This is a genomic window from Mesorhizobium sp. WSM1497 (assembly GCF_001672455.2).
Lineage (GTDB): Bacteria > Pseudomonadota > Alphaproteobacteria > Rhizobiales > Rhizobiaceae > Mesorhizobium > Mesorhizobium ciceri.
Map to the genome: position 1 here is coordinate 1,494,792 of NZ_CP021070.1, position 13,659 is coordinate 1,508,450.

General features: G+C 62.8%; 15 protein-coding genes. 11 read left to right on the forward strand and 4 right to left on the reverse strand.

Annotated elements, in window-relative coordinates:
• Window positions 1-11 precede the first annotated feature (11 nt).
• Window positions 12-383: a response regulator gene (locus A9K65_RS07350; RefSeq protein WP_084015667.1), complete on the reverse strand. Its 372-nt coding sequence runs from the start codon at window positions 381-383 to the stop codon at window positions 12-14.
• 168 nt (window positions 384-551) lie between these two features.
• On the opposite strand from A9K65_RS07350, the gene A9K65_RS07355 reads away from it, so the two are divergent.
• The 3 genes from A9K65_RS07355 (at window position 552) to A9K65_RS07365 (ending at window position 2,238) form a co-directional block, all read left to right on the forward strand.
• Window positions 552-1,313 (forward strand): Crp/Fnr family transcriptional regulator, encoded by a 762-nt coding sequence (locus A9K65_RS07355; RefSeq protein ID WP_063173193.1) that lies wholly within the window; start codon window positions 552-554, stop codon window positions 1,311-1,313.
• Between the two features lie 128 nt (window positions 1,314-1,441).
• The gene (locus tag A9K65_RS07360; RefSeq protein WP_013529287.1) at window positions 1,442-1,768 is read left to right on the forward strand and encodes a DUF883 family protein; all 327 of its coding nucleotides are present in this window, start codon (window positions 1,442-1,444) and stop codon (window positions 1,766-1,768) included.
• A gap of 11 nt (window positions 1,769-1,779) precedes the next feature.
• Window positions 1,780-2,238 (forward strand): hypothetical protein, encoded by a 459-nt coding sequence (locus tag A9K65_RS07365; protein WP_013529288.1) that lies wholly within the window; start codon window positions 1,780-1,782, stop codon window positions 2,236-2,238.
• A gap of 13 nt (window positions 2,239-2,251) precedes the next feature.
• Here the strand turns inward: A9K65_RS07365 and A9K65_RS07370 are convergent, their stop codons facing one another.
• Window positions 2,252-3,727 (reverse strand): HWE histidine kinase domain-containing protein, encoded by a 1,476-nt coding sequence (locus A9K65_RS07370; protein ID WP_064993277.1) that lies wholly within the window; start codon window positions 3,725-3,727, stop codon window positions 2,252-2,254.
• A gap of 206 nt (window positions 3,728-3,933) precedes the next feature.
• Between A9K65_RS07370 and A9K65_RS07375 the strand changes: the two genes are divergently transcribed.
• Window positions 3,934-4,137 (forward strand): hypothetical protein, encoded by a 204-nt coding sequence (locus tag A9K65_RS07375; RefSeq protein WP_013529290.1) that lies wholly within the window; start codon window positions 3,934-3,936, stop codon window positions 4,135-4,137.
• A 29-nt stretch (window positions 4,138-4,166) separates the two neighbouring features.
• Here A9K65_RS07375 and A9K65_RS07380 read toward each other — a convergent pair whose 3' ends face one another.
• Window positions 4,167-5,087, reverse strand: coding sequence for a diacylglycerol kinase family protein (locus A9K65_RS07380; RefSeq protein ID WP_013529291.1), 921 nt, complete (start codon window positions 5,085-5,087; stop codon window positions 4,167-4,169).
• A 251-nt stretch (window positions 5,088-5,338) separates the two neighbouring features.
• Between A9K65_RS07380 and A9K65_RS07385 the strand changes: the two genes are divergently transcribed.
• Window positions 5,339-6,658 (forward strand): PRC-barrel domain-containing protein, encoded by a 1,320-nt coding sequence (locus tag A9K65_RS07385; protein WP_064993246.1) that lies wholly within the window; start codon window positions 5,339-5,341, stop codon window positions 6,656-6,658.
• A 51-nt stretch (window positions 6,659-6,709) separates the two neighbouring features.
• Here the strand turns inward: A9K65_RS07385 and A9K65_RS07390 are convergent, their stop codons facing one another.
• Complete coding sequence (locus A9K65_RS07390) at window positions 6,710-8,281, reverse strand: alkaline phosphatase family protein (RefSeq protein ID WP_064993245.1); 1,572 nt, start codon at window positions 8,279-8,281, stop codon at window positions 6,710-6,712.
• A gap of 225 nt (window positions 8,282-8,506) precedes the next feature.
• Between A9K65_RS07390 and A9K65_RS07395 the strand changes: the two genes are divergently transcribed.
• The 6 genes from A9K65_RS07395 (at window position 8,507) to A9K65_RS07420 (ending at window position 13,595) form a co-directional block, all read left to right on the forward strand.
• Entirely contained in the window at window positions 8,507-9,439 is a 933-nt protein-coding gene (locus A9K65_RS07395) for a VOC family protein (protein WP_063173190.1), read from the forward strand.
• Window positions 9,440-9,443: 4 nt separating this feature from the next.
• Complete coding sequence (locus A9K65_RS07400; RefSeq protein ID WP_064993244.1) at window positions 9,444-10,064, forward strand: alpha/beta hydrolase; 621 nt, start codon at window positions 9,444-9,446, stop codon at window positions 10,062-10,064.
• Window positions 10,065-10,066: 2 nt separating this feature from the next.
• Entirely contained in the window at window positions 10,067-10,366 is a 300-nt protein-coding gene (locus tag A9K65_RS07405; protein ID WP_013529296.1) for a GNAT family N-acetyltransferase, read from the forward strand.
• Window positions 10,367-10,506: 140 nt separating this feature from the next.
• Window positions 10,507-11,565, forward strand: a complete 1,059-nt coding sequence (locus A9K65_RS07410; RefSeq protein ID WP_064993243.1) for a dipeptidase — start codon at window positions 10,507-10,509, stop codon at window positions 11,563-11,565.
• Between the two features lie 98 nt (window positions 11,566-11,663).
• Complete coding sequence (locus tag A9K65_RS07415; RefSeq protein ID WP_064993242.1) at window positions 11,664-12,974, forward strand: flavin monoamine oxidase family protein; 1,311 nt, start codon at window positions 11,664-11,666, stop codon at window positions 12,972-12,974.
• Window positions 12,975-13,184: 210 nt separating this feature from the next.
• Window positions 13,185-13,595, forward strand: coding sequence for a hypothetical protein (locus tag A9K65_RS07420; protein WP_064993241.1), 411 nt, complete (start codon window positions 13,185-13,187; stop codon window positions 13,593-13,595).
• The last annotated feature ends 64 nt before the right edge of the window (window positions 13,596-13,659 follow it).

Below are 13,659 nucleotides of genomic sequence, written 5' to 3' on the forward strand. Positions count from 1 at the left end.
GCGATCGCGTCTCAAGCGCGTCCGCAGGCCGCCGCGACCGCTTGCACCAGGTCTTCGCCTGAGTAGGGTTTGCCAACCAGCCTGACGTCCGGAAACGATGCCTTGATTTCATCGGCATCCGAATAGCCGGACGCAAACACGAAAGGTATGCCTGCCGCGCGCAGCCCGGAAGCGAAATCGATCGTCGAGGCGCCGCCCAGCATCAAGTCGACAATGGCTGCATCGAATCGCGTGGCGACTTCCCGGCCATCGACCTCGGTCAGGTCACGGGCGATCACCACCTCATCGGCGCCATGATCGCGGCAAAGTTGCTCGACATCCATGGCGATGAGAAATTCGTCCTCCAAAACGAGAATCCGCAATCCGTCAAGCAATGTGGGCACAGGCAAAGACTCCTTGAAACGCCGGAGTCATGATCGCTAATTGGCTTGCTGTCATTTAAAAAAGACATGTGGCCAGCGGGCGGAACCTCAATCCTTGCAACGCGTTGAAACGCGGCTCTCCAAGAGCGGCTTTCGAAGGGGGTCGAGCGGGCTTTCGAAGGGGGCGAAATGTCAGTCCAGAACAATAACGCTTTCTCCAGCCGCCAATATCCCTGCGAGAACTGCCCATTGCGGCCGTTGCCGGTTTTCCGCGACTTCGAAAAACAGGAGCTGGCGTTCATCAGCAAATTCAAGAAGGGCGAACTCGCGGTCGACAAGGGCGACACGGTGCTGGTGGAGGGAAGCCATAGCGCCCATCTCTACACCGTGCTCTCCGGCTGGGCGTTTCGCTACAAGCTGCTGCGGGACGGCCGTCGCCAGATCCTCAATTATCTCATGCCCGGGGATCTGATCGGCCTGCAAGGCAGTGTGATGGGCGAGATGCAGCATTCCGTCGAGGCACTCTCACCGATGCTGCTGTGTGTTTTCGAGCGCGAATATCTGCACGAACTGTACCGCAATCATCCCGGGCTGGCCTACGACATCACCTGGATCGCATCGCGCGAGGAGCGGATGCTGGACGAGAACCTGCTCAGCCTCGGGCGCCGCAGTGCGATCGAGCGCGCCGCCTATCTCATCGCCTTCATCGGCAGCCGGGCCAAGGTCGTCGGACTGAATGGCAGCCAATCCGTCCAGATACCGATCACGCAGCAGCACATTGCCGATACGCTCGGCCTGTCGCTGGTTCACACCAACAAGACGATCCGCAAGCTGATGGATCGCAAGCTGATCGTCTGGCGCGACGGCGGCTGCGCGGTCTCCGACAATGAAGGGCTCAAGCGGCTCGCCGGCTGGGAAGGACTGGGCGAGGCGCGCCGGCCACTAATCTGAGGAAGCGTCTTTTTGCGAAGCCGGCGGATCGGGTGCGCGCCGATGCGTTTTCGGCTACTTTGTCCGCAGTGCCGGAACCATGAGGCGCGCAGCGCGTTTGAAACCGAGCAATCACAAGGAGTTAAGCCATGGCCACTGCCGCAGGAAAGACCGCAACCGACGCCCGTGCAAATGCGGACCTGGAAGCCGACATCAGGCAGTTGAAGGCCGACATCGACAAGCTCACCAAACAACTGGCCAAGACCGGCGAGCATGGCTATGGCACCGCGCGCCGTGCAGCGACAGAAGGGGTCGAGCAGTTGCGCGCGCAGGGCGAAGCAGCCTTTGACAGCTTGCGCAGCAATGCCAAGGACATCGAAGCGCAGATGATGGCAAGCGTGCGTGAAAAGCCGGTGACGTCACTGGCAATCGCCGCTGGCGTCGGCTTCCTTTTCGCGCTCATCGCGCGTCGCTAGTCGCGCTACAGATGGGAATGTTGGCAACCCTGATCTCGGGCCTCGCCTCGGGGGAAACCGTGGCCGCCGTTCATCGGGCGCGCACGGCGGCAATCGTCTATGTGATCGCCATGGCCGCTGCGCTTTGCGGTCTCGGCTTTCTGGTCGGGGCCGCCTATATCTGGACGGCGATGCGCTACGGGTCGCTTGCCGCCGCGCTGGGGTTTGGCGCCGGTTTCCTGGTGCTCGCCGGACTTATCCTGCTGATCTACCGGATATCCGCAGGTTCGCGCGCCCGGCGCCGGGCGCAGCGCCGCAATGCCGACATGAAGGCGATCGGCGTCACCGCCGCACTCGCCGTGCTGCCGAGCCTGCTCAAGGGAAAAGGCGGTCTCGGCGCCATTCTGGGGCCGGCCGTGGCGCTCGCGGCCTACGCCATCTACCGCGAGAATGTGAAATCCGACGATCCGGATGAGAGCGAGCGGACGTAGAGCTGTTGAGAGATCACTTCGACAGCTCTTCCAGGGGCATCGATATTTCGGCAAACACGCCTTCCGGCCGGAATTCATGGGTCACTTCGCTGGAAATGACCTTGGCCAGGCTGCGGCGAATGAGGATAGAGCCGAAGCCTTGCCGATCCGGCGGAGCGACTTGCGGCCCGCCGCTTTCGCGCCAGGTCAGCACAAGACGCCGGGCATCCTTCCTGCCTTGCGTCCTCCAGCCGAGGTCGACCCTGCCTGACGGCACCGACAGCGAGCCATATTTCAGCGCGTTGCTGGCGAGTTCATGCAGGATCAGGCCAAGCCCGACGGCCTGGTCGGGCGACAGCAGCAGGTCGTCGCCGGAGATCGTCATGCGCGGCTGCTCGGCCGTTTCGAAAGGTCTGACCTCGATCTGGACGAGTTCACTGATGCCGATGCCACGCCACTCGCGGTCCGACAACAGATTGTGGGCGATGCCCAAGGCCTGAAGCCTGGCGCCGAAGGCCTCGAGGAACTGGCTTGGCTGGCGGGCATGGCGCACGGTCTGGGTTGCCAGCGCCTGGACGGTCGCCAGAGTGTTCTTGACGCGATGGTTGAGTTCACGCAGCAGCAGCCGTTGCCGTTCGTCGCCGAGCTTGCGCTCGGAGATGTCGTAATTGACGCCGAAGATCAATGTCGGCTTGCCGTCGCCGTCACGCTCGATGACACGGCCGCGCGTGGCGAGCCAGCGCGGCGGGTGAAAGCCCTTCACCCGGTATTCGCCGAAATAGTCGTCGCTGCCGGTCAAGGCGTCGCGAAAGCGGGTTTCGGTCTGGTAGACGTCGCGCGGATCGATGGCGGTGAGGATGTCGCGTGCGCGCAGCCGGTTGGAGCGCGGCAGGTTGAACAGCTCCGACATCAATGTGTCGCATTCGATGACATCGGTGCGGATATCCCATGCCCAGCTGGCGAGCGAGGCCGCATCGAGTGCGATGGCGCGTCGTTTTTCCTCGCGCGCAAGTGCGGCCTCGGCGATCGCGCCGCTGCGGGTTGCGTCCTTTAGGGTGAACAGGTTGGCGGCGAGGCCGGCGAGCGCCTTCAACTGGTCGAGCTCGGCTCGGGATGGAAAACCATGCGGCTCGCGGTCGAGCACGCACAGCGTGCCGATGCGGGCACCTGCCACGATCATCGGCGCGCCGGCATAGAAGCGGACATGGTGCTTTCCGGTGACCAGCGGGTTGGTCTTGAAACGGGGGTCCGCCGTTGCATCCACGACCACCATCGGCTCGTCGCCTGCGGCAATCGCATGGGCGCAGAAGGAGACGTTGGTCGCGGTTTCGGTCTCGTCCAGGCCGAAGCAGGATTTGAACCAATGTCGTTCAAGGTCGACGAGTGTGACCAGGGCCATCGGCACCTGCATCACCGTTGCGGCAAGGCTGCTGACGCGGTCGAAATCGGGGTCGGCCGCCGTATCCAGCATCTCCAATCCGTGCAGCACGGCCAGCCGGTCGATATCCATGACTGCTAGCGCAACTTCGGCCGGCAGATCGGGTGCTGTTTGCGTCTTGCCAATCACCCCAATTGCCTCGTCCCGGTCTTCGTCGCCGCATGCTTGCGCTGCTGCAAGGCCAGCACGCTTTTCCGGAACCATCCTAGCGAGGAACCGTTACCCGACCATGATTTGCCGGGCGCGCCAGTTGGTGCAGAATGAGACAGGGATCGAGCATGGCCAAGATCATTCCAGAAAACAAGGCGCGGCAGGGGCGATGGGGCTGGCATGGATTTCGGATCCTGATCGCCGCACTGCTTCTGGTGTTTGCTGCATGGGGCATTGCCGAGATCTATGGTGTGTTGATCAAGGCGCCTAACAGCGATGAACAGCATGTCCCCACACCGCCCAACACCACCGAGCAGGCTCCTGCCGGGTAAAGCCGACCTGTCCGTTGCGTCGCACCTCATCAGGCGGCTCTCGACTGGGCCGCGCTCGCCGGAACCAATACATTCAGTGCGCCAGGCTGGATCTCGATTACCGTTTCACGGTCAAGCCTGACCAGTTCGCCGTCCATGACGGCGCGAAATTTGCGGCTGCCCGAATGGATTTTCAGCACCGTTCTGTTTGTCTGGTGGATTTCGACATGTTCGTTGTCGCGCCATTTGCCGCGCGCCATGTTGAAGAAGAACTTGACCAGTTCGGCGCGCTGCTTCGCCACCGTGACATAGACACCGAGCACGCCGCCCGCAGGATTGTCGGCATAAGGCAGATGGCCTTCACCGAATAAGTTGTTGGTGATGCCGATGCCGGTGATGCGTGCCGCCATTTCGGCATCGCCGATGCTGAGGGTCACATTCATCGCAGGTGGATTGTTGATCGTTGCCCAAGCCGCCTTGGCCGAGGCGCGGATCTTTCCCAACCGCGAACCGAACTCCATCTTCTGGCGCAGTTGCACCATCTTGGCGTGCATGCCGATCGAGAACTGGTGCACGAAAGGTTGGCCATTGGCCGTCGCCACATCGACAGCAATGATTTCGCCGTCGGCGAAGGATTTCAGCGCCCCGTCGAGCGACTGCGGAATGCCCAACCCGCGTGCGAACAGGTTCATGGTGCCGGCTGGCAATATGGCAAGCGCCTTCTTCGTGCCCATCAGTCGGGCGGCCGCGGCGGAAATGGTCCCGTCGCCGCCACCCGCCAGCACGATGTCGACCGAGCGACGCGAAGCGGCGTTGTCCAGCGTCTCCACCACATCCTTGCCGGCGACAATTTCGATGCTGAGCGAGTGGCCTGCCGTTTCCAACGTCTGATGCATCCTGTCGGAGAAAGCAGCGAGGTCGGTGGTGCGCAAAGTGCCGCCGTCCCGGTTCAGCACCGCTGCAAATCTCATGCCCCGCTCCACCAGGTCAGCCAAAAGGCGGCCGGGATATACCCAGCCAACGGCTGAAACGCGGCGTCGACAGAAAGGTTCCCCTTGCCGCGGGGTGACTACCCCAGCGGCTCAATAATTTCCGTGGTTTCGTTCCCGGACCGCAGCGCTTTGTCGGAACAACTGACCCGGTCACGACGTTGTGAACCTGTAGATGCCGCGTTCCCCAAGGAAGACGCGGCGCATGAGATCAGGCACGAGGAGAGACTACCATGATCCGCAATCTTTTAGCCACGACGGCGCTCGCAACCTTTGTCGCGACCGGCGCCTATGCGCAGAACGCAACAAATACGGCGCCTGCCACGCCCGCCGTCCAGGAGCCCGCCGCCGCTCCTGTGGCACGCGCAGAGGGCAGCATCGTCACCAACATCATCGGTGAGTCCGTCTACAACGGCACCGGCGACGATGCCGAAAACATCGGCAAGGTCAGCGACGTCGTGTTCGACAAGGATGGGCAGGCGAAATCCGTTGTCATCGACGTCGGCGGTTTTCTGGGTGTCGGCGCCAAAAGCGTTGCTTTCGATTACGGCAAGCTGCAGTGGGCCGAAAAGAATGGCGACCGCTGGTTGGTGGCCCAGACGACCAAGGACGAACTGACGGCGCAGGCAGAATTCGATAAAAAGCCTTACAGCCCGACCCCAGCACCTGCGGCATCGACCGACGCAACAGCGCCGGCAGCACCCGCGACGACGGACACAGCGCAAAAGCCTGTCGACATGAACGCCGCTTCGGCAGAATCAGTCAAGCGCGCCGACGGCAATCTCGCCACCAACATCATCGGGGAGAACGTCTACAACGGCACCGGCGATGACGCCCAGAACATCGGCGACGTCAACGACATTGTGCTGACCAAGGATGGCAAGGCGCAGTACTTGGTCATCGGCGTCGGCGGTTTCCTAGGCCTTGGCGCCAAGAACGTCACCTATGACTTCTCGAAGGCGCAGTGGGCCGAGAAGAATGGCGACCGCTGGCTGGTCGCCCAGACCACCAAGGAAGAATTGCAGGCGCAGCCGGATTTCAACCGCAAGGCCTATGACCCGGCGCCGGCAACGACGGCTTCGAATGCGCCGGCAGCAGTCGCGCCCGCCGCAGCCCCTGCCGTCGCTCCGTCCGACAAGACGGCACAGGCTCCGGCGCCCACGACCCCCGATGCCTCGGCTCCGGACCAGACAAAGACCGCAGCCATCGACAAGTCGACGCTGACCGAGATGCCGGTTGGTGAGATTCGCGCCGATGACCTCAAGGGCACGACTGTCTATGGCGCCAACGACGCCAAGGTCGGCGAGATCGGCGATGTCGTGCTTGCGCCCGACAAGAAGGCCGATGCGGTGATCGTCGATGTCGGTGGCTTCCTCGGCATTGGCGAGAAGGAAGTCGCGGTCGGCATGGATAATCTCAAATTCATGACCGACAAGGCGGGCAACAAATACCTGTACACGACCTTCACCAAGGAACAGCTCGAGGCACAAACCGCCTATGACAAGGGCAGCTATGCCGAGAAGCGCGATCAGCAGCGCATGATCGTCAGGTAGTTTCCACCCAGTCGGATACAGGCCCGCGCCGGCAACGATGCGGGCCTGTGTTCATGTGTGGCATGGAGGCAGGCCAGCGGCATGGCCGACGAGGCCGTTCTCGGTCAATTCGGCCAGTGCCAGCGATTGGTCGAGATGTTCGGCTCGCCAGGCGAGCAGCCGTTCGGCGAATTCCAGACGCACGGTGAGATGGCTGGGGTCGGCCGCGAGATTGTCCAATTCGTCCGGATCGTTTTCCAGATCGAACAGCAGCGGCGGCAGGTTGCCGCCGAAATGCACATATTTGAAACGCTCCGTGCGGATAACGGCGAGATTGCATTGGCGTGAGGCGATGCCGAAATGGCGTTCGGCCTCGCCCGCGACAACCGAGCGGAAATCGAACTCCCAATGCGCGGCATCGCGCCACGCCGCAGGGGTTTCCCCGCTCAGGAACGGCTTCAGCGACCTGCCGTCGAGATGCGGCGCGGGCTCTTCGCCGAGCAGGTCGAGAAACGTCGGCAAAATGTCGACCGCTTCCGTGAAGCTGTCTACCTTGCCGCCGGCCGCCTTGCCGTGGCGCGGATCGCGGATGATCAGCGGAATGTGGTAGCTGCCGTCGAAATAGCCGCCCTTGCCCAGCATGAAATGGTCGCCCATCATCTCGGCATGGTCCGAGGTCAGCACGATGATGGTGTCGTCCCACGCGCCGGCCGCCTTGACCGCTTGCCAGATGCGGCCGAGCTGGGCGTCGACCTCGGAAATCATGCCGTAATAGATCGCGCGGAGGACGCGAAAATCGTCTTCGCTCCAGTCGTGCACCTTGCCTCTGGCGTCGGGGCGAAATTTCATCTGTTTCTGCCGGCCGAGATCATAGGCTAGATAGGGATGGTTTTCCGCCTCCTCCTGCCAGCTTGCCGCGCGCCGGAAGGCCGGGCCGTCAGCCGGATCGTACATTGTGTTGTAGGGCTCCGGCACTATGAAGGGCGGGTGCGGGCTGATGAAGGAAAGATGCGCGAACCACGGCGCGGCGTGCTCCTGTTCGCCAAGCCAACGCGCGAATTCGCCGGTCAGGAAGGCCGCCGGGGTTTGCTGCCCGGAGTAGACGGGCGGTGTGTTGCCGACAGTGGTCCCGACTGCGCCGTCGGCCACCGGGCGATGGATGTCGGGGGATCCGGCGCTGGCGTCGACACCTTGCAGCTCCAGCCAGGATAGCCATTGCTTCTGATGCTCGGGCAGCAACTGGCGCACCGTAAAGCCCGGCAGCACGCCTTCATAGCTTTGCAGCCGCGGATCGCCCGGCGCCAGCAGGCGCGGATCGAGCGACACATCGGTGTAGCCGAACAGCGTCGGATCATAGCCCAGGGCGCGAGCCGAAAGCGCAATGTTGCCGTGGCGAGCGTCGAGCGGCGTGCCATTGCGGCAGACGCGGTTGTTCATCTGGTAGAGGCCGGTGTAGAGGCAGGCGCGGGCGGGCGAGCAGGGCGCCGCGCCGCCATAATGCCGCTTGAACAGCACGCCCTCCGCGGCCAAAGCGTCGGCATTCGGCGTTCGCACGACCGGATGACCGGCGGCGGACAGACAATCGCCGCGCCACTGGTCGCATGTGATCAGGAGAATGTTAGGCCGCCTGGCTTTTCCAGTCACTCACGATACCTTTGTCCCAGGATGTCGAACGCCGTTTATGGAACCGAATTCTGGCCATGGCGCAAGTCTGACCTGCGAGCCAATTGGTGAACGAACCTTGTTCCATCGTTCACTTTTATGACACAGTCCATTCTGTGTTTGCCGCCTTTGCGGAAACTGCCCTGGTCCTCATATTGGCGTGGACAGCGGCGAGGGCCGCACATGACCAAGGGAAGGAGCAAGACAATGCTCGACCAGATCAAGGGCCTGCATCACGTCACGTCGATGGCCAGGGATGCCCGCCAGAACAACGATTTTTTCACCAGGAAACTCGGTCAGCGCCGGGTCAAGAAGACCGTCAATTTCGACGCGCCTGATGTTTACCATCTTTATTACGGTGACGAGGCCGGTACGCCGGGTTCGGTGATGACCTATTTCCCCTTCCCCGACATCGGCAAGGGCCGGCATGGGGTCGGGGAAGTCGGAACCACCGTCTACTCGGTGCCGGAAGGCACGCTTGGCTATTGGGAAAAACGCTTTGCCGATGAGGGCGTCACCGGCCTCTCGCGCGAAGAAACCTTCGGTGAGAAGCGCCTGGCTTTTGCCGGACCGGATGGTGACGGCTTCGCGCTGGTCGAGTGCAAGAGCGACAGCAGAGCACCCTGGTCGAAAGGCGGCGTTCCCACGGATGAGGCGATCCGAGGCTTTCATTCCGTGTCGCTCAGGCTGAAGGATGGCGGCGCCACGGAAGAGCTGCTGAAGTTCATGGGCTATGAGGAAGTCGACAAGTCCGGCAATCTCAGGCGGCTGGCGGTGAAGAACGGCAATGGCGCCGATGTCATCGACATCGAATCGCTGCCGAGCACGGCCTTCGCCGATCTCGGTGCCGGCTCCGTCCATCACGTCGCCTTCGCGGTCGAGAACCGCGCCAGGCAGCTCGAAGTGCGCAAGGCGTTGATGGATACCGGCTATGGAGTGACGCCGGTGATCGACCGCGACTACTTCTGGGCGATCTATTTCCGCACACCGGGTGGCGTGCTGTTCGAAGTCGCCACCAACGAGCCGGGATTCGATCGCGACGAGGATACCGCTCATCTGGGCGAGGCGCTGAAGCTGCCGACGCAGCACCAGCACCTGCGGCCCTATCTCGAACAGCATCTGCAGAAGTTGGAAGGCTGAGACCATGAGCAAGGACGCTTACATCCACAAGGTGCTGCCCGGTTCGCCGGGCGGTCCATTGCTGTTCGTCTTCCATGGCACGGGAGGCGATGAGAATCAGCTTCTGTCGCTGGGGCGCGATCTCGCGCCCCAGGCAACCATCGTCTCGCCGCGCGGTGATGTGTCGGAACAAGGTGCCGCGCGCTTCTTTCGCCGCGCCGCCGAGGGCATCTACGATATGGACGACCTGGCGCGGGCGACGACCAAGATGGTGGGCTTCGTCAAGGCCCATGTTGAAGCAGCAAAGCCATCGGCCGTGCTTGGTCTCGGCTATTCCAACGGGGCCAATGTCCTGGCCTCGGTGGTGTTCGCGGTTCCAGCGCTGTTCGACGCGTCGGTGCTGATGCATCCGCTGATCCCGTTCGAACCTGAGGTCAAGGGCAGCCTCGCCGGCCGCCATATCCTGGTGACCGCCGGCAAGCGCGATCCGATCTGTCCACCGAACCTGACCACGCGGCTCGAGGCCTATTTGCGTGCCGACGGCGCCGATGTCACAGTGGAATGGCACGATGGCGGGCACGAGGTGCGGCCAAACGAGATCGAGGCGGCACGGCGGTTCTTTGCCGATACTGCCCAAGGAGCATAGCAATGCCTGACCAACTGCCTGAGATCGAACTTGAGGATCGCGGTTCCAAGGGCCGCTATGTCCTGCGTGGACCCGATGGCGCCGAGGCCGAGATGACTTTCACCAAGATCGGTGAGCACCAGATCATCATCGACCACACCGAAGTGCCGGACGTCTTTCGCGGCCAGGGTGCCGGGCTTCGGCTCGTCACCCGCGCCGTCGAGGATGCGCGTGCGGCGGGCAAGAAGATCATCCCGCTCTGCCCGTTCGCCAACGCCCAGTTCCGCCGCCATCAGGAATGGGCCGACGTGCTGAAGCGGTAGGGATTCGTTGCTTGGAAACGGCGCGGCAAGCGGCTGCCATCCCACCGGGGCGGCTTTGGCATTTGCGCGGGTGGCGCATCCTGCCTAAGTAGATAGGATATATCTTAGCCGCGCCGACAAACGAACCGAATGATCCCCCAATGACCGAAACCGATCGCGTTCCCGTCTTCGACGGCCACAACGATACGTTGCTCAGACTCCATCAGTCGAAAGACACGGACGTCGAAAAACTGTTCATCGAGGGGAAATCGGGCGGCCATATCGACCTGCCACGCGCGAAAGCCGGCGGCTTCGCCGGGGGCATGTTCGCCATCTTTCCGCCGCCTGTCGAGAAATCCAGGCGCGGCGCCGTGCCCCTGGCGCCGGGCGCCGCAGAACCGCTGCCGCCCGAGGTTCCGCGCGATGAGGCGCTGACCTCGACCATCGCGATGGCCTCGATCCTGTTCAGGCTGGAACGGGCCGGAGCGCTCACCGTCTGCCGCAGCGCCGGCGATGTGCGCAATGCCATGGCGCAAGGGTCGATCGCCGCGGTGTTCCACATCGAAGGGGTCGAGGCGATCGATCCCGAGCTCACCATGCTCGACGTGCTGCATGAAGCCGGCCTGCGCTCGCTCGGCATCGTCTGGAGCCGTCCGAACGCCTTTGGCCACGGCGTGCCGTTCCGCTTCCCGTCTTCGCCCGACACCGGCCCTGGCCTGACCGATGCCGGCAAGGCGCTGGTCAAGGCCTGCAACCAGTTGAAGATCATGATCGACCTGTCGCATCTCAACGAGAAGGGCTTTCGCGATGTCGCCGCACTCAGCGATGCGCCGCTGGTGGCGACCCATTCCAACGTGCACGCGATCTGCGGCCATTCGCGTAACTTGACCGACTGGCAGCTCGGCGCGATCCGCGAAACCGGCGGCATGGTCGGGCTGAACTTCGCAACCGGCTTCCTGCGCGAGGACGGTCGCATGAATGCCGACACCAGCCTCGATATCATGGTGCGCCATATCGATTCGCTGCTGCAGGCGCTGGGTGAGGACGGCGTTGGTCTTGGCTCCGATTTCGACGGCGCCATGATCCCGGCCGTCATCGGCGATGTCGCCGGCCTGCCGAAGCTGATCGATGCATTGGCGGCACGCGGTTTCGGCCGCGCGCTGATCGAAAAAATCGCCTATCGCAACTGGCTCAATATGCTCGAGAAAACGATAGGTTAGAGACAGCCTGCGGCATGGTGTGTTCGGCCCGCCGGCATATGTCGACAAGGACATAGTTCGTCGGTGGAAGCCGGATGCGATTGGGTGGATAGCCGGCAATGCTGAAGACCTTCACGGATGAGGGCGGCGAATTCGAGCGAACCGATGTCGTCATCGTCGGTGCGGGTTTCACCGGCCTGTCGGCGGCGCTTGAGATGAAGAAGGCCGGCATCGATTTCATCCTGCTCGAAGCACGCGACCGCGTCGGCGGACGCGTCGAGTCCCGACTGAACGGACTTGGCGAACGCATCGATAGTGGTGGCCAGTTCCTGTGCGAGGACATGCCGGAATTGATGGCCATGGTCGAGGCGCGCGGCAAGACGCTGGTTGAAACCTATGTCGATGGCGACTTCATCACCCAGCCGACGATGTCCGCACAACGAGCAGAGCGGACCTATCATGCCGCGATGGCGATCCGCGAGCGCATGAACGGGATCGATCCGGACGATGCCTCGATTGCCGGACTGACCGTCGCCGACTGGCTTGCCTGCCAGCACGATTCGGCCGATGCAAGGATGGCTTTCCGTTCGATGATCGAAGGTCTCTGGTGCATGGCGCTGGACCAGATTCCTCTCTGGTATTTGATCGGCAATGACCGCCGGGTCACCAACGAGGTGACGGAACTGCAATATTCTGTGCGCGAAACCATGCATTCGCTGGCCGACGATCTGGCCCGAGACCTTGGCGATCGGTTGCGGCTAAGCGAGCCGGTCACCCGCATCGAGCACAGTTCGCAAGGTGTTCTTGTCGTTTCGGCCGGGGGTGCCGTCGAGGCGCGCACGGTTCTGGTGGCCGTCCCGCCGGCGACGGTGACGGAGCTCGCCTTTGCCCCCGCTTTGCCGGCCGGACTGGGGCGGGCACTCGGCGCCTGGGAAAGCGGCGCGGCTATCAAGATCCTGGTGCGCTATGCCAAACCGTTTTGGCGGGCGCGGGGTTTGAGCGGCATGGTGATGTGGCTCGAGCCGCCGGGGCTGTTTGCCTGCGACGCCGGCAAGGATGCGGAGCATGCGGCGCTCGTCGTGTTCGCCGGCGGCCCGCTCGCGCTGCGTTGGCGCGACCTCGGCGAGGCGGAACTGCGTGCGGAGGTGACCGGCCGGCTGGAGGCAGCCCTTGGTCCGGACGCCGGTGACGTCATCGATTTCAGTTTGCGTGACTGGATAGGAGATCGCTGGAGCGGCGGCGCGTACAGCGATCTTATTGTCGATGTTACAGCGACAGACGCCGAGCGAACGATCCTTGCCGGCGCACCGCCGGTGTATCTCGCCTCTTCAGAACTCTCGCCATCGTTTCCGGGGTATGTCGAGGGCGCCATCATTGCCGGGCGCATCGCCGCGCACAAGATCATTGCCGAGCTTCAAGCTCCGGGCTGAGCCTGATCTTTTCGAAAAACTGTTTGGCAAGATCGGTCAAATTGCGCCTCGAGCCCTGGCGCCGTCGAAGCCATGCCCGATTTTACCCGACTTCGCCCGAAATGCTGTTTCGAATTCGTTACAATGCCAATCCTTCGCCACCCCATCACCGTTACAAAGCGCGGATAAGTTCATTTCACCGCCAAAAGAAACTCAGCGAAGGGGAAGGTAATGCATGCGAAAATCCAGACGATCCGCGGCGAGGGGCGCCTTCAGGCTCCAGAGCGCTATGACCGCCGTCCGAAACTGGCGCTGCGCCAGCGGGCCAGCGACCACCCCATGGCGATGTTCATGGTGCTGGCTGCTTGCGCCTTCGTCGGCATGGCGTTCACGCCGACAATCGGGCCGGCCTTCGCTTCGTTGAATCCGCCGGCCAATCTCATCGACGGCGCGCAGACGACGACCAGGACCGCGCGTCTGCCGGTGCCGGTGACCGACTTCGCCTGCAAGGGCCAGGCCTGGGGTGCCGAGAGCATGGATTGCCTGCGCGCCATCGCCGAACAGTCCGGAACACACAAAAGCCGGGCGATCCGCATGATCGCCAATGCCGCGCCGTTGACCGGCACGCCGAATATTTTCTGATTTCCGTCGAAGCATGATCCCGAAAACCGTTCCCGTTTTGTGGACCATGCTCTGACCTCCCCGA